Genomic DNA, 16,319 nt, shown 5'->3' with positions numbered 1-16,319 from the left:
CTATTCGTCTGGGTTGGGTTCGGAGACGTGGACGACTTTCACGTCGGCCCCGCGCCAGCGTTTCGGGACGATGACGTGGGCACTGTTCCCCGAAGGTTTCGCGGTTCCGTCGAGGACTTCTTCTCCTTCGATTTCAAACCTATCCATCAACGATGTATAGACTTTAGATAAACATAAAGGTGGGGCGGCCCGTGGGCCGAGCGGTGAACGTGTTTGAGAATCGTGCGGCGCTGTATCCCCTCCCTACTGCGCTACTCGGTCGCTTCGCTCCCTGCGTTGCTCCTTGAGGAAAGGGACTTAGCGCCTAATTCCGGTTAAAACCAAAGGCTGGGATGCACAGTATGTGGCCCAATTACGCCAAGAGTATCTCCGTAAGTGATTCAGATCTTAACCAACATCGGACCCGATAGAGTACGGTATGTTGGTTAAATGGGGTCACACGAACCGATAGCGGTTCAGGAAACGATCTCGGAAACGGTCGATTGGTTCAGAAAAGACAGGTACTGAGCCAGGCTCTGCTTCTATCTCCCCCCTTTCTGGAAGTCCGGAAGCGCCGCGCCGTCGCTTATTGAGGGCGTGACGAGTTATCGAGTATGGGCGATCACCCACCATCGAACCGAATGGCGGCCGACAAGCCGACACGGGGCGCAGACCGCAATCTGGGCTTGGCAGAGCAAGCCGACCCAGCCACAGAAGCGATGCTGCTGCCGTCACTCGACGATGGTATCACGTTGCTCGACGTCGAGGGAGGCCGCGGCGTCCCGATCCTGCAGTCGCTCGTGCTCGACCATCTCCTCCTGCACGAAGGACCCGCCTTCTGGGTCGACGCAACCGGCCACACGACGACGACGACACTCGCCCAGATCGCCCCCAGCCAACGGTTGCTCAACCGAATCCACGTCGCACGCGGATTTACCGTCTACCAGCACTACGGCGCCGTCTGTCAGCTACCAACGGCTAAGCCGTTGGCTTGTCGGTGGACTCTCGTTCTGCCGACACAGGCGTGTCGGACGCCACGTCAGTCGCGTTCACGGTCATAATCCCCGACTTCAGGGCGTACTGACAGAACGCCCCTCCAGCGGGAGACTTCTGCCCTCGCTGGAGTTTAAGTACGAGTTTCCGCGCCACGTTCTTCGCCGCGTTGTAGTCAGCGTTTACCGTGTACGAACAGTCCAAACACTCGAAGTGTTGCCCGTCGCGGTTTTCCTCTAAGGTACAGCCACACGTCGAGCATTGCTGGCTCGTGTACTGTGGTTCCACCGTGTCCACGATAATGCCATCTTCCTCGGCTTTGTAGGCAACCTGTCGCTGTAACTCGCGAAATGCCCACTGCTGGAACTTCTTGCCGTCGCTGATCCGGTCACGGATTTGCTCCAAGTCCTCGAACGCGATATGTGTACAGCCGTGGTGGCGGGCTTCTTCGACAAGTTCGTTCGAGCACCGATGCAGATAATCTTCACTCCAGCGTCCGAATCTGTCACCGATCTGCTGGAAGGTCAGGTGGGCGCTTCGCGTCCCCGTCTGTTGCAGGTTGGCACGCCGCTTTTCGAACTCGCGGCGCTTGTGGTTGAGATAGTCTGCATTGCCGACGAACTGACCTGTTGAGGTCACGGCAATGTGGTCGTCAACGTTACAGTCCACGCCAAGCACTTTCGAATGCTCAGCTTTCTCAGGACTGCTCGCATCGATTTCTCGTTTCATTGCCGCGTGCAGGTAGAACTCGTCGGCTTCACTATCGTAGTGAACGGTACTTGTACTGAACGAGTAGTCGTCGTTCAGCAGATACTCGCCGTGGGGCGTCGCTTCAACGTCGTAGGGCAGCTCGTACTCGCATTCGACTCTCCCGTTGACAGTAGCGAGACTCACCTTGTCGCGGTAGTAGGTGGCGGCTCGCTTGTCGTAGACGATACTGAACGTATCGTATTCCGGCCTGCTGGTGTTTTCACCCTCAGTGAGCCTGTCTACACAGTTGCCAATATCGTCGGTGGCGCGTTTGATCGCTTTCTGGACGAGGTTTGCGTGCAGATAGTCGGTTTCTTCCCGTAGATCGTCGTAGATGGCGGCTTCGGCTTCACTCTTGCTGGTCACACAGTCGTCCTCGGGGTAGCGCCACGCCCACTCTGCCGTGCGATTGGCACAGTACTGGAATTTGCTGTTAGTGGCGTGGAGGTCATTCGTGCGGTCGTCAGGTACGTCGAGTCGCACCCGGACTGTTCGAGTCACCTCCCACGCCATATACGTCACAGTGGTACTTCTCCTTGTTAATATTTTTTAATATAGGGAGAGGGTCAGCAATACCAGTATCAGAAGGTGCATCACAGAACCGAGATTTGGCAGAAGAGCCTTGACGCACTTTCGCCACACCAGTGAGTGGTGTACGACACTCCTAACCACCGGAGACCCTGAGTCTCGCCGAGATTCACCAGAAGTGTACTGAGGAAGTGGACGATTCCCGAACGCAACGGACCGTCCGCGACTCTGTCGAAGATGGCCCAGTGCAATTTTGTTGAAGCAAGGGGTGCCAGCCGGGGCCGTGAATACAGGGTTGTGATGTCGGCTGACATCTAACTGAAGGGCAGAAATCGCATTTCCGCCAAAATTCAGGCCCCGAGGGACAACTAGATCGGTTTCTTAACAACAGAACGAGCAGTGCCCGCATTTGTTGGTTAATCTTTGGTGGACGAGTATTCCGGAATCTTCCCGGAAACGCGAATCGCAAGGTGTCAGCTTCGGGCCTTCGGGCGAAAGTCGACCGAATCTCGCGTCCCCAGAACTCCGGAAACTACCCTGCACGGCATTTGGGGGTAGGCACCGTTGAATCGAGTATGCCACCGGTTCTGGATTCGAACTCACTGGCTGTCGAGCAGCCGACGTGGGGGACAGACCGAAACGAGAAGCTAGCGAACTGGGCCGACCCCGCAACTGACAAGATGCTGCTGCCCTCGCTCGAAGATGGGATCACACTACTGGACATCGACGGCGATCGAGGGGTACCTATCCTGCAGTCAATGGTGCTCGACCACCTACTCTTGCACGAGGGCCCTGCCCTCTGGATCGACGCCAATGGCCACGCAACGACGACATCGCTGGCGCAGCTTGCCCCCAGCCGGCGGCTCCTGGATCGGATTCACATTGCGCGGGGGTTTACAGCGGCCCAGCACTACGCAGCCGTGTCCGACCTCCCCGACGCGGTTGATGCGCTGATTCAGGCCTCGGTCGACTCACCACCAGAGCGTCTCCACACGAGAGAGAGAGCAGATACAGTGTCGCCCCACACGCCCGCCCTCATCGTCGCGCCGGCCGTCGACGCCCAGTACCGCGCCGACGATACCCTCGGCGAGACCCACGCGAAAACCCTCCAGGCCCGAACTCTCGCCCGGTTGGCGACCTACGCCGAGGGGTACGACATCCCGGTGCTCGTTACGCGAAACGAACGAAACGAGTTCACCGAGCCAGTCGCGACGGCCGCTGACCACCACCTCGAGTGCGAGCAAACTCGGATGGGGCCACGGGTCGTCGGCGAGGACTTCGAGACGCTCGTTTATCCCGTCGACGAGGGCGCGTACTACCAGACGACGTTCGCGTACTGGCGGCAGCTGCTCGCGGCCCGTGCCACGCAGGTCGGCGTGGAACCGGCGACGCCGGCGCCGTCGTCGCCGACCCCAGCGGGTGTCGGGACAGGCGTCACCGTTGACGGTGAGGCGGTGGCGGCCACCACGGATCCCTTGCTCGATGCGTGGACGGCGACCGGGACCGGAGGCCGATAGCGATGGGGCGGACGAACCCAACCTACCGGGATGCGCTTCGGGCCATCGAAGAGCGTTGGTCAGAGTTCCGCCGGGCACTGCGGCGTCGCGACCAGCCGCGATTCGATCGGCTGTTCGAATACGCCCGCGAGCACGCCGACGCCAGCGGGCTGTTGAACCATCAGAACCCGCTGCTGCCGGCGCTGCTCAGCATCGATCTCGAACAGGAGGCTCGACTCGACGACCACGAAGAGCGCCTCCAGGAGCTCGAACGGGCACTCAAACAACGGGAAGCGAGCCACGAGCGGGAGCATCACCAGGATGGAGCCACGGAATGACGGGACTCGACACGGTTGCGTTCGATATCGAGACAACTGGCTTTGACGTCGACGACCAGCTGACTGTCATCGGGTTCGACACGGACGTTGGCTCCCGGATCTTCCTCAATACGGACGGGCGAGCACCGCCGTCAAATCTCGAAGCACGGGTCAACGAAGAATTGGCGAGCTCAGTCTCGATATCGGTCCAGCAGACTGAACGAACCTTGCTAAGCGAGATGGATGCGTTCGTCGAATCGACACTCACTCACCAGGACGTGAAGCTGGTCGCGTACAATGGCGAACGATGGAACGGAGGGTTCGACCTCCCGTTCCTCCGTACGCGGCTCTGTTACCACGATATCGACTGGCCGTTCACAGAACTGCCGTATATCGACGCGATGGACGTTTTCGAGACACGGTTCAACACGTCGGGAGACACCTTGACCGCCGTCTACGAGGAACTCATCGGGAGTGGATTAACCGAACTCGATCCGTTCGTAGACAGCGAGGAAGCGGTTCACGCGTGGGAAAAAGAGGACTTTGAGTCGCTCGTACGCCACAACGTTGCGGATATCCGGCGGACACGAGCCTTGATGCGGCTAGCAGAGCGATACTGCTCGAAATCTGACTTCTCGATGAAATCACTCGATCCAGTGGCGTGAGCGGAGTACTCTTTCGGGGCCAAAGTTCTGTACCGGAAGCACAGGTAGTCGCCGTTCCGTTGATCGGTAACGTATCGACGAACCTCCGCTGGTCTTATGGTGTTGGGTGTCTTCCCAACACGTAAGGGATGGCCCAAGAGCCGGTCTTCCAGTACACACACGTCGAAGCTGGTCTCGTCGAGAACGTCGTACTCCGGCCGACTGAGGCGACCGAGACCTACCCGTCGGGCTGGAAGTACACGCTCCATCTGGGCACCCTCGAAGACCTCACGCTCGTCCGGTTCGATAACGCCCACGAAGATACGAAGGGGCACGAACACCACACCGCCGCCGGCGACGTCGACGACGTCACGTTCCCCGGGATGGAGGAACTACTCGTCGATTTCTGGGCGAGCGCAGACGAGTACTGGGAGGCCGTCGGCGGCGATCCGCCGCGGCCGTACTGACCGTACACCACCCGCCACCACGACACTCAAAAATGACCACGCTCCACATCACCGTTGGCGACCGAGAACAGGTCCGTGAGGACGCACTCCAGTTCGTCCAGGCCGCCGAGACGGACACGCTCGACGACCAAGACGGGGCGGCGACACTACAGTTCGGAACCTACGACGACCTCGTCGACAGCCTCACCCCGCTCCGTCTCGAACTCATTCAGGCGATCGCCGAACACGCACCCGAAAGTATGCGGGAGGCCGCACGCCTCGTCGACCGTGATGTGTCCGACGTCCATTCGGATCTGAAGCACTTGGAAACGCTGGGTGTTCTTGAACTGAAAGAAGGCGGCCCCGGCGGGGCAATGCAACCCATCGTCCCGTTCGACCGGATCGAGATGCACATCGACTACCCGCTCGTCAATGATATCGATGGGGATGGAGCATCGGTGAGCGCGTAGCCCCAGCACGCAGAGCAATGTCCGAAGAGAAAACCCGGGTCGAGTTCGACGCCCCGAAGTCTCTCGTCGAACGCATCGATACCGTCGCTGAGGTTCTCGATATCCCACGAACCCGGCTTCTCATCGACGCTCTAGAAAACAAACTCGACGAGCTCGCAAACGAGGAAACGTTCCGTCGGCGATTGAGCAATGCCTACTACGACGGCCGTACCGACTACGATACCGTCAAAACGATTCTCGGTCGTGAGGAAGCGATGCGCCTGAAACTCCTCCGAGAATCGATTGACCAGACATCCGCCATACCCGAACTCAAGGATGATCTCCCAAGCGATGATTCCTTCTACGACGGCGGGGTCGCCGAATGGAACGCCTCGAGTTCGTCTGAATCATCTGATAGCGTCTAACGACAGGGACTAGCGGTATGTGGTCCAATTGTGGCGGGTGTGTCGCCAAGAGTGAAGCGAAGGGGTTCGTCAAAAAATCGGCTTTCACAGCATATCCGCGGCAGCTGTTGCGTAGCTATGTCTTAACCAACATTCGGTGCGTATCTCTGGATATGTTGGTTAACGTCGACCAACGGATTCCGGAAATCGTTCCGGAAGCGGACGACGACGGACAACAAGCTAGAATATGGCGTTGAGGACGCTTTTCGAGCCCGTTTGCTGAAGCCCGGAAGTGACACGCCGTCGCTTATCGGATTCGGATGCCCAGTGGATTGGTGAATAACAAATGTCGTTCACCATCGACTTCCTTGCCGACGGCCGCATCCTCGAGTGGGAGGCAACCGCCGACGGCGCCGTCGCGACCGAGCGCCATGACTATACCCCACGCTTCTACGTCGCCGCTCGCGACCCAGCGTCCGACATCGACCTCACGACGCTCCAATCGGTGTACGACCAGCACCCGGATGTCGTCGCGACCGAACTGGTTGCGCGACGCCCCGGCTTTCGACGCGACGAGGAGGCCGTTCTCGCAGTCGACGTTGCCCACATCGATCGCGTCACTCAACTCGCCCGGCAAGCGCGCCAGCTGTCGGCCTACCCAGTCGGGGATCTCGCCTGTTTCAACGTCGACTTCTCGCGAGAGTTCCGGTACTGCCTGGAGACCGGCGCCGATCCGACGCCGGCGGACGAGCTGTCGACGCTCCGGCTCAGTGTTCCGGTGACCGAAACGAGCAACGACGTCTACGAGGAACTGTCCGTCGCCGGCGACACCGTCACCGGCTCGCCGACGGATCTCCTGACCGCCGTCCAAGGGGCGCTCGACGCACACGATCCGGACGTCCTGGTCTGCTCGACGAGCGAAATCGTCCCGACCCTGTACGAGATGGCGACGGACGCCGGCATCGACGACTTCTCGCTGAGTCGGTGGCCGGACATCGATTATCAGCAGCTCGCGAGCCGGTCGACGTACTCGAGCTACGGCCGCGTCGGCCACTCGCCGGCGCGGTACAACGTCCCCGGCCGGGCGATCATCGACGAGTCGAACACGTTCTTCTACGGAGAGACGAACCTCGACGGCGTCCTCGACCTCGTGTCGCGCTCGAACAAGCCCGTCCAGGAGCTCGCGTGGGCATCGATTGGGAACGTTCTCACGGCGATCCAGATCTGTGAAGCCCACGACCGCGGTGTCCTCGTTCCGTGGAACTCCTGGCGCCACGAGTTCTACAAGCCGATGGGGACGCTCCACGACGCCGACCGCGGCGGGTTCATCTTCGCGCCCGAGGTCGGCCTCCACGAGAACGTTCACGAACTCGACTTCTCCTCGTTGTACCCGAACATCATCTGTACCCGGAACGTCTCACCGGATGTCATCCGGTGTGACTGCCACAGCGACCGGGAGGATGTCCCCGGCCTCGGGTACTCGATCTGCGACGACCGGGGCTACCTCGTCGACGTGCTACAGCCGATCATCGACGCGCGCGACGAGATCAAGGCGGCCATCCGTCACGAGAAGGATCTGGACGACCCCGACGAGGACCGGCTGGCGGAACTCGAGGGACGGTCGGGAGCGCTGAAGTGGATCCTCGTCGCCTGCTTCGGCTATCAAGGGTTCAGCAACGCGAAGTTCGGGCGCATCGAGTGCCACGAGGCAATCAACGCGTTCGCTCGCGAGATTCTGTTGACGGCGAAACAGCGACTGGAAGCTGGCGGCTGGCGCGTCGTCCACGGCATCGTTGACTCCATCTGGGTGACGCCGGACCCCGACGTCGACGACGATGACCGCGAGGACCTCGGGACGCTCGCGACGGCAATCACGGAAGAGGTCGAGATCCGGCTCGAACACGAAGCCCACTACGACTGGGTGGCGTTCGTGCCGCAGCGCGAGAGCGACGCCGGCGCGTTGACGAAGTACTTCGGGAAGGTCGCCGGCGACGACGAGTTCAAGATCAGGGGCATCGAAGCCCGGCAGCGCTCGACCCCGCCGTTCATCGAGGATGTCCAGCGGGACTGTCTCGACCGTCTCGATGCGACTCAATCTCAGGACACCGTACTCGACTGTCTCCAGGACGCAATCAAGCGCCTCCACGCTGGGACGGTGCCGGTCGAGCAGCTCGTCGAACGGAATCGTGTCTCCAAGCCGCTGGAAGGATACACGCAGAACACGCAGAACGTGGCGGCGCTGAAGCGGGCTCGGGACCAGGACCTCGCTATCCACCCGGGACAGGACATCGAGTACGTGGTCGTCAACGACGAGAAGAGTTCGCGAGAGCGGGTCGCGTTGGCCCACGAAGAGGTAGAGTCGTACGATGCGTCGTACTACGAGACGCAACTCGTCAGAGCGGTCGAGAGTGTGCTGGCACCGCTTGGCTGGGATCGGACGGAGATTCAACGCGAGATCGCGGAAACTCGGGAAACGGATCTGGCCGCCTTCACCGAGATTGAGAGAGGTTAACCAACACTATCGAGGTATCGGGAGAGTTGTTGGTTAATACTGAGTGGAGACACGGAAGGGAGCTGGAGAGGATACCTCGCCCACACACCCCTCGTCCAGAGTGAAAACCAATCAGGAGAGTGCGGTGAGGGCCACGGGAAACGAGGGTTCTCGTGGGAGGAGATCAGCAAGAATCACGGAAAGACTGCCCCAGACGGGAGAACACGGAAGAAATGGAACAGCAAATACGAGCAGCGGTTCGAAACCACCCGGACGAATGCCGCCTTCGTCCTCTTCCTCGTGCTAAATGCGCTTGGAGAGTGGTAGGAGGTAGGTAGTAATAAAACCTCTAGGTAATACTATGTAAACTGATATATTTAGAGGAGCTTCGACTGTGTGCCGACTGCTGTTCAAGGGATACGCGTCTCACGTCTTGTGATTTCGGTACTTCCCAACCGACTCGTCGTGTGGTTTCCGCCGGGTCGACCGAGGGACTCTCGTAGCGTTTCACTCTGGACGAGGGGTGTGGGGGTTCGATTCCATCGTCCGCGTATTATGAGACGTTGAAGGAACAATCGTTATTCTGACTATTCGCCAACCAGCGAACCGGCATCGAAGCCGAAATCGAGATTGGTATCTCCCGATCTCCCTCATCAATCGGAATCAAGATACTCGATCCCGACAGTTCCGATTGTACCCTGCTTTGCTTCGGCTGGAGATCTGACCTGCATCTTCACTCTTGACTGGGGGTGCCGATAAACGCTCGTCACCATCACTCGAGGTTCACACTCCACTCCAGCTCGTCACACCGGCGCTTTCACTCTGGACGAGGGGTGTCTGCCGTGCGTCAGACGCCAAGCGCCGTTGTGTTCTCTCATAGAAATGATTGATTACCCGGTTCGGGAGATACACTCTGGACGGGGGGTGTCGTCTCAACCAAGTACGCTGCTCCCGGATGGAGGGCTATTCACTCTTGACCAGGGGTGTGTCAAACCCGCTCCAGTCTGGCGTTTTCACTCTGGATTGGGGGTGCCGATCTGCGTCGGTAACGCTTGCTCCGAATCCGATTTCACTCGGGACCGACTCGACCCTTTGTGAGGATGATACGCCAGCGACAAAACATCAGAAGACGACCATAGCCCGATTTACACTCTGGTCGGGGTAGCCAAATCATTAAGTAGGTCCCATCCGCGATATCTGATATTGATGGCTGAGGAACCGTCCCAACTCTCTGACTTCGACGGCCGATATGAGGATCCCGCTGACGATCCCCTCTTTGACTTTGATGAAGACGACCCCGACCGAGCCAACATTTTCGCTCGCAAGGAGCTGCTGAAGGTTGGCCACGTCCCTGAAAGCGGACGTATCGTTGGCCGAGATGGCGAGATCAAGGCCGTGGCTGCTGAACTCAGGCCAATCGTTCGTGGCGATCCGCCCAACAACGTGATTATTTACGGCAAAACGGGAACCGGGAAGTCACTAGTTGCTCGCCACGTCACAGAACGAGCCCGCCGAGCCGCGGAGTCGAACGGTGTGTCCGTGGGCACGGTCTACGTCGACTGCGCGCAGCACAACACACAGACACGCGTCGCGAGGACGGTAACTCGTTCACTCAACGAGACGGACGAGACTGACCTCGATATTCCACGCGCAGGGATTGGCAGCGGTGAATACTACGACTATCTCTGGGAGATTCTGGATACTGCCTACGAGTCAGTCATCATCATTCTCGACGAGGTGGACCGACTTGATGACGATGATATTCTTATGCAGCTCTCGCGGGCTCGCGAATCGGGGAAAGCGGATTGCCACCTGGGCGTCATCGCCGTCAGCAACAAGATCGAGTATCGCGACCAGCTGAACGAACGCGTCAAGTCGAGTCTTCGCGAGGAGGAGTTCGTCTTCCAACCCTACGACGCGAATCAACTGCGCGAGATTATGAAGCACCGACGGGACGCGTTCCATGATGGCGTTCTCTCGGATGATGTGATCCCGCTGACGGCGGCACTAGCCGCTCAAGAACACGGTGACGCCAGAAAGGCCATTGAAATTCTTCGTCACGCCGGCGAACTAGCCGAACGAGAAAACGTCGACACAGTCGTTGAGGAACACGTTCGTGATGCTCAGGAGTGGGCTGAAATCGATCGGTTCGAGGAGCTGCTACGCGGGTCGACGACCCAGGTCAAATTCATCCTCTATTCGCTCGCGCTGCTCACCGAAGAGAATCCGAACGAGGATGGATTCTCTACCAACCGGATTTACGAACGGTATCAAGCGACGACAGAGAAGGCCGATGCGAAGACTCTCAGCGAGCACCGCGTCTATGAGCTGTTGAAAGAGCAGGCGTTCCTCGGTGTTGTTGAATCAACTCGGACCGGTGGTGGCCGGGGTGAAGGAAGTTATCTCGAGCATCGGCTGGTCCAGGACACCGGTATCGTGTTGAAATCTGTCCTCCGGGACAGCCGGTTGGAAGACTTGGCCTAACTCCCGTTTCGGCCGCTGACCACACCCCTGATCACGAGTGTATCTCTCGATACGTCGGAAACGTGGGGTGGGTGATCCGAGATCGTCTTCTACTCCCAATACTCGACTTTTGCCGGGTGACGAAACGACGGAAACGTGGGGGGTGTGATCCCCTCGATCGTGGCTGCGTTCCCTCCACCGACCTCCAGTTACGACGGAAACGTGGGGTGGGTATCTTCTCTCCGAGTGTTACCTGTTTGGACTGACCGGGCCCATTCACACTGAGGGGTGTGGGGTGGGTTGAATCCATTCACACTCTGGGGTGTGTCCTCTGCTACTAATTGCGCTGAACAAACACCCAGCTACGGTTCACTATCGTCTACTCGTCGGGACTGACGGGGCCTTTATACTGGGAACGAACTTTTGGTCGTGTCGCAAAGTCCTCTAGAGTTCAGTAGCAACTGACTCCTCTGAGGAAGGGGTCGCCTCTGGTGTCCAAGCCACGAGGCAACCCATGCACGCCACAATCGACGTGCGGTTCACGATTAGCATCGACGAGGACAAAACGGTACCGCTCGCCACTCTTGCCGAGTTCGTTACCGAGCAGAACGTCGAGTCTGTGCTGCTCGAATCGATGGTCGAGAGCCTCGACGCGGCTCGCGTCGAGGCGCTCTGTGGTGAGAAACACGCTCACGGCAATGGTGATCAGCGATTCCGACGCGCCGGTACTGACACCCGCACAGCCGTCACAACCGCCGGTGAACACGAATTCGACCTTCACTACGTCGAAGATACCGCTGCTGACCACGACGAATCCAGCTATTTCCGGCCCGTCGAAGACGTTCTCGACTTCGACGGGCAAAACCGCTATCAGCAGGACATCGCCGCCAAAAGCGTCGAACTCGCTACCTCGCTCAGCTATCGTGACGCTGCTGACCACGGCGACGGCATCTTCGAGAGGATGCCGTCGCCGACCACGATTAACCGCCGCGCCAGAGAATACGGCAGCAAGCTCAAGCAGTTCCTTCCAGACTGTGTCGCTGACACAGACGCCGACGCCGTCATTCCTGACGGCACGAAGTGTCACAGCCGAGACGATGACCGCGCGTACCACTCCGTCCAGGCCACGCTCGGCGAAGATACTGCCGAGGAGTCACGATCCCTGCTGGATCTTTCGGTGAACGCTGATTGGGACGAGACAGCAGCTGACCTCGATGACATCGACACAGTCACTGACGACGCGACGGTCGTCAGTGACGCGGATGACGGCATCGTCACAGCCTTTACTGACGAGAACCGCGATCACCAGCTCGATCTCGTCCACGTCGGCCGAACGCTAGACTACAACCTCTGGGACGACGGCGTGTTCTCCTTGGATCGGCGGAACGAGATCGTCTCGGAGGTGATCGACGAGATGTTCCATCTGAAGAATTCGGTCGCCAAGCACCGTCCAAACGAGGAGTTCGCGGCGATCCGTGAGCGGATCGCGCGAACGACCGAGCGTATCGAGAAGACAGCCTGGCAGTTGGATCAGTACGGGTCAGAGAAGGCTGCGGGGTATCTTCGGCGGTGGCTGCCGTCAATTGTGACGTTTGCTGAGCAGGCTGTCGAGGGGTTCGAGGTGCCGTGGACCTCGAACCCCGTCGAACGGCTGATGGGCGAAGTCAGCAAGCGGTGCAAGAACCAGTGGATGCGCTGGACAACGGAGGGATTAGAGGCGATACTCCAGCTTCGGCTGGTGAAGTACGCTGACCCAGAGTACTACCAGTCGTTCCTCGACGAACTGCTCCAGCGATCGACCAAAACAGCAATGAGCTGTGACCTCTCAACTGAGAGCACCAGAGGCAAACTCTAGACCGCTTTGCGACGCGACCAAAAAATTGTTATCTCCATCCTCGGCGTCAACGCGGTCCCGAACGACTTCATATACCACCGGATTACGGCTGGAGTCCTCGACGAACACGCCAGCGATCTCTTGTCTGATTATGCCCCTATCATTCTCCGTAACTCCGCCTGCTCACGTCGATTTCAACGACGGTCGCTATTTCAAGCGTCTTGATGTCGAGGTCGCTGACCCCACACTCGATCATCTTGGGTATTGTTCCCGCAGCATTGGTGAGTAGATCACCCAGGTGGACATGGTGAACTCAGAGCGTGACGTAAGCGGTAGCAACAACGAGGCGGTCAATCACGGAGCTTGCCGATGCTTCCGTATACAGCTGAGCGGTTCAACACGTCCATGTCATCGGATACTTGTGCGCAAGCACGCTATCAAGTGTAGTGACAGACGACCACGGCGGGTTTGAACACGTCCGGGAGAACGTTGACGGCCACCCGATGGTGAGTTTGCTCGGCTACGCCAAACGCTACTGGCCGGCCCTCACGCTCGGCGTGCTTGCGGCGTTTCTCACTCGGTTTGCCCGACTGGTCCCACCGATTGTCGTCGCGGCGGCCATCGATCGGGCGATCCGTGGCTCGGCCGACGCGGGACTGTTGACCGACGTGGGCTTGCTGCCGCCAGGTGAGATCACCGGCGAAGCGGCCCGCCTCGCAGTGCTCGAACAGCTCGTACTCATCGCGGTGCTCGCGTATCTGGTCCGGTCGCTCGCTCGGTTTGTGTCCCGGTATCTGCTTCAAGCGACTGCACAGAAGGTTCAGCGTGATCTGCGAAACGACACGTATGACCATCTCCAGCGGCTCTCGATGGATTTTTTCGCCGATCATCAGACCGGCGGCATGATGTCGATCCTCAACAGCGATATCAATCGGCTTGAGCAGTTCCTGAACACGGAGTTTCGACAACTCATCCGCGTGGTCGCAACAGTCGGTGCGATTGCGATCATCCTGTGGACATACTCGCCGAAGTTGGCGCTTATCGCGCTCGGACCCGTCCCGGTCATCGGACTGGCTAGTGGGCAGTTTCTCACCTGGATCGAGCCGCGGTATAAATCGATTCGCGAGACCGTCGCTCGACTGAACACGCGGCTTGAGAACAACCTGGGTGGCGCTGCGGTGATTAAGGCGTTCGACCGGTACGGCTTTGAGCAGAGTCGGGTCGCTGAGCAGAGCGAAGCGTACCACGACGAGAAGGTTGCGGCGCTACAAATCCGACGTGGATTCTTTGCGACGCTACGGCTGTTAACCGGCGTCGTGTTCGTCCTCGTTCTCTATATCGGTGGCACTGATATCATCACCGGCGTTCCCGGTGAGGCAGGGGTGCTGACCCTTGGTGGGTTCGCGCTCTTTTTCCTTCTGTTGCGGCGGCTGTACTCGCCGATGCGCCGAGTCGGGAAGTCAGCAAATAAGTACCAGCTTGCGAAGTCCAGTGCCGAGCGCGTGTTCGGGTTGCTCGGCCGTGAGCCAACTATTACGAGCCCCGACTCGCCGCACACTCCTGAGTCGATTGACGGGGAGGTCACGTTTGAGGATGTGACGTTCGCCTACGGGGACCGCGAACCTGTCCTTCATGATATCTCGCTTGATGTGCCGGCGGGGACAACAATCGGCCTTGCTGGGGCGACTGGAGCCGGAAAGTCAACACTCCTGAAACTCATTCCCCGGTTCCACGATGTGGATGACGGAGAAGTCAGGGTTGACGGGACTGATGTCCGGGAGTATGATCTGCAGTCGTTACGAGACGCCATCGCCATTGTTGAACAGAATCCATACCTGTTTTCGGGGACTGTCGCGGAGAATATCGCGTACGGCGACCGCGAAACACTCGAGGCCGAGTGGGCAGGAGAACCTGACAAGAGCGCCCGCGCTCGGGTTGAGCGGGCGGCTGAGGCCGCCGCGGCTGATGAGTTCATCGAGGATCTCTCGGATGGATACGACACGCAAGTCGGCGAGCGAGGTATCAAACTTTCGGGCGGCCAGCGGCAGCGCCTCGCTATTGCCCGGGCACTGCTCAATGACCCCGAAATCATCGTTTTTGATGAGGCCACATCGGATGTTGATACGGAGACTGAGGAGCTGATTCAAGAAAGCCTTGAGCGGCTGGTCGAGGAGCGGACCGCGTTCATCATTGCCCACCGACTGTCGACGATCCAGAACGCAGACGAGATCGTTGTCATGGATCAGGGCCGGATCGTCGAGCAGGGTAGTCACGAGGAACTAGTTGCAGGTAAGGGAACATATGCGAATCTCTGGCAGGGGCAGGCTGAGGCTTCTCCTGCCGACGACTGACTAGCAATCTCGCCCTACGACCGGTGGCACCAGCGCCGATTGATGGTTCGACGTGTCTCGGGTGCTCCCGAGTACCGGACGTCTCAACAACACGTGGCCGAGCAAGATCCGTTGCGCCGAGTGCCCTACCGACCCCGACGACGTGACCTGAAACCCACTACCGTGGCCGTTCACCATTCACCGACCCGGACGGTAGCTTCAGCCGGAGGATATCGTCTCAACCAACTCAGCGATCGACTCGACGACATCGTTCGGGCGGTACGCATACTCTGTGAGTTCGTCGCGGTCGGTCGATCCAGTAAGTACGAGGTACGTAGTCAGGCCGGCCTCAATGCCGGCCACAACATCGGTGTCCATACGATCCCCTACCATTGCCGTCGATTCAGAGTGCGCCCTAATCCGATTGAGTCCACTCCGGATCATGACTGGATTGGGCTTACCGACAAAGTACGGGTCCTGCCCAGTGGCTTCCGTAAGGAGCGAAGCAACGGATCCGGTAGCCGGTATCGGACCCTCAGGGGAGGGTCCGGTAGCATCCGGATTCGTTGCAACAAATCGGGCGCCTTGGTCAATCAGTTGGACGGCCTGTGTGATATTCTGGAACGAGTAGGTGCGGCTCTCTCCTAGAACGACGAAATCTGGGTCAGTATCGGTCAGCGTGTAGCCCACCTCATGGAGCGCTGTCTTCAGTCCAGCCTCACCAATAACGTAGGCCGACGCATCTGGGACTTGATTTGACAAAAATTGAGCCGTGGCCACGGCCGAGGTCCATATCCGCTCTTCTGGGATGTCAAGACCCACATCCGCAAGACGGGTAGACAGATCGCGACGTGTGTAAATTGAGTTGTTGGTGAGCACGAGAAACTCCTTGTCTTGCTCTTGGAGGCGACTAACGAACTCCTTCGCCCCTGGGAGGGCAACCTCCTCATGGATCAGCACTCCGTCCATGTCAAGAAGCCACGTGGTGGGTTGGTCTTGCGTATGAGGCATATAGGAAGCTATCAGAACGGCGTTCGCCGCGGACTTGAAACTTCGCGACACGAATCAAATCGTGTCCAAACCCGTCACGGAGACGAGTGTAGTGGGCCGAACATCGTACTCATCTAACCATGCTACAGAGCCTGAAGATCCTCTCGACGCCTCGATCCATCGTTGACGACGCTCAAAACAGGAA

General features: G+C 58.9%; 13 protein-coding genes and 1 pseudogene. 11 read left to right on the top strand and 3 right to left on the bottom strand.

Translation table 11 applies throughout. The features are described 5' to 3' along the window. Positions 1-147 carry a DUF2080 family transposase-associated protein gene (locus NO900_RS13370; RefSeq protein WP_379792290.1) on the bottom strand — a complete coding sequence of 49 codons (147 nt, stop codon included), beginning with the start codon at positions 145-147 and terminating at the stop codon, positions 1-3. A gap of 446 nt (positions 148-593) precedes the next feature. On the opposite strand from NO900_RS13370, the pseudogene NO900_RS13365 reads away from it, so the two are divergent. After that, positions 594-959, top strand: a pseudogene (locus tag NO900_RS13365) (hypothetical protein); the annotation flags it as partial. Here NO900_RS13365 and NO900_RS13360 read toward each other — a convergent pair. Further along, positions 958-2,235 carry an RNA-guided endonuclease InsQ/TnpB family protein gene (locus tag NO900_RS13360; protein ID WP_256409713.1) on the bottom strand — a complete coding sequence of 426 codons (1,278 nt, stop codon included), beginning with the start codon at positions 2,233-2,235 and terminating at the stop codon, positions 958-960. The pseudogene NO900_RS13365 and the gene NO900_RS13360 sit on opposite strands and share 2 nt — an antisense overlap. Before the next feature lie 695 nt (positions 2,236-2,930). Here NO900_RS13360 and NO900_RS13355 point away from each other — a divergent pair. From NO900_RS13355 to NO900_RS13310, 10 genes are all read left to right on the top strand, one after another. Continuing rightward, a complete protein-coding gene (locus NO900_RS13355) occupies positions 2,931-3,767 on the top strand; it encodes a P-loop NTPase family protein (protein ID WP_256409839.1) in 837 nt (278 codons plus the stop codon). 2 nt (positions 3,768-3,769) lie between these two features. Then, on the top strand, positions 3,770-4,084 hold the full coding sequence (locus tag NO900_RS13350) for a DUF8156 family protein (protein WP_256409712.1): 315 nt from the start codon (positions 3,770-3,772) through the stop codon (positions 4,082-4,084). Then, complete coding sequence (locus NO900_RS13345) at positions 4,081-4,728, top strand: ribonuclease H-like domain-containing protein (RefSeq protein WP_256409711.1); 648 nt, start codon at positions 4,081-4,083, stop codon at positions 4,726-4,728. The genes NO900_RS13350 and NO900_RS13345 overlap by 4 nt, the downstream gene beginning before the upstream one ends. A gap of 128 nt (positions 4,729-4,856) precedes the next feature. Then, positions 4,857-5,174: a toxin-antitoxin system TumE family protein gene (locus NO900_RS13340; protein WP_256409710.1), complete on the top strand. Its 318-nt coding sequence runs from the start codon at positions 4,857-4,859 to the stop codon at positions 5,172-5,174. 32 nt (positions 5,175-5,206) lie between these two features. Further along, entirely contained in the window at positions 5,207-5,623 is a 417-nt protein-coding gene (locus NO900_RS13335) for an HVO_A0114 family putative DNA-binding protein (RefSeq protein WP_256409709.1), read from the top strand. 17 nt (positions 5,624-5,640) lie between these two features. Then, complete coding sequence (locus NO900_RS13330) at positions 5,641-6,027, top strand: hypothetical protein (RefSeq protein WP_256409708.1); 387 nt, start codon at positions 5,641-5,643, stop codon at positions 6,025-6,027. 325 nt (positions 6,028-6,352) lie between these two features. Next, positions 6,353-8,518, top strand: a complete 2,166-nt coding sequence (locus tag NO900_RS13325; RefSeq protein ID WP_256409707.1) for a type B DNA-directed DNA polymerase — start codon at positions 6,353-6,355, stop codon at positions 8,516-8,518. A gap of 1,185 nt (positions 8,519-9,703) precedes the next feature. Then, a complete protein-coding gene (locus tag NO900_RS13320) occupies positions 9,704-10,981 on the top strand; it encodes a Cdc6/Cdc18 family protein (RefSeq protein ID WP_236035664.1) in 1,278 nt (425 codons plus the stop codon). A 493-nt stretch (positions 10,982-11,474) separates the two neighbouring features. Beyond that, complete coding sequence (locus tag NO900_RS13315; protein ID WP_256409706.1) at positions 11,475-12,815, top strand: ISH6 family transposase; 1,341 nt, start codon at positions 11,475-11,477, stop codon at positions 12,813-12,815. Positions 12,816-13,240: 425 nt separating this feature from the next. Further along, the gene (locus NO900_RS13310; RefSeq protein WP_256409705.1) at positions 13,241-15,145 is read left to right on the top strand and encodes an ABC transporter ATP-binding protein; all 1,905 of its coding nucleotides are present in this window, start codon (positions 13,241-13,243) and stop codon (positions 15,143-15,145) included. A gap of 198 nt (positions 15,146-15,343) precedes the next feature. Here NO900_RS13310 and NO900_RS13305 read toward each other — a convergent pair whose 3' ends face one another. After that, the gene (locus tag NO900_RS13305; protein WP_256409704.1) at positions 15,344-16,093 is read right to left on the bottom strand and encodes an HAD-IIA family hydrolase; all 750 of its coding nucleotides are present in this window, start codon (positions 16,091-16,093) and stop codon (positions 15,344-15,346) included. Between the last annotated feature and the right edge of the window lie 226 nt (positions 16,094-16,319).

It is taken from the genome of Halorubrum rutilum (genome assembly GCF_024494565.1).
The sequence above is the reverse complement of the archived record's forward strand: the minus strand, read 5'-3'. Positions and strand labels throughout refer to the sequence as shown.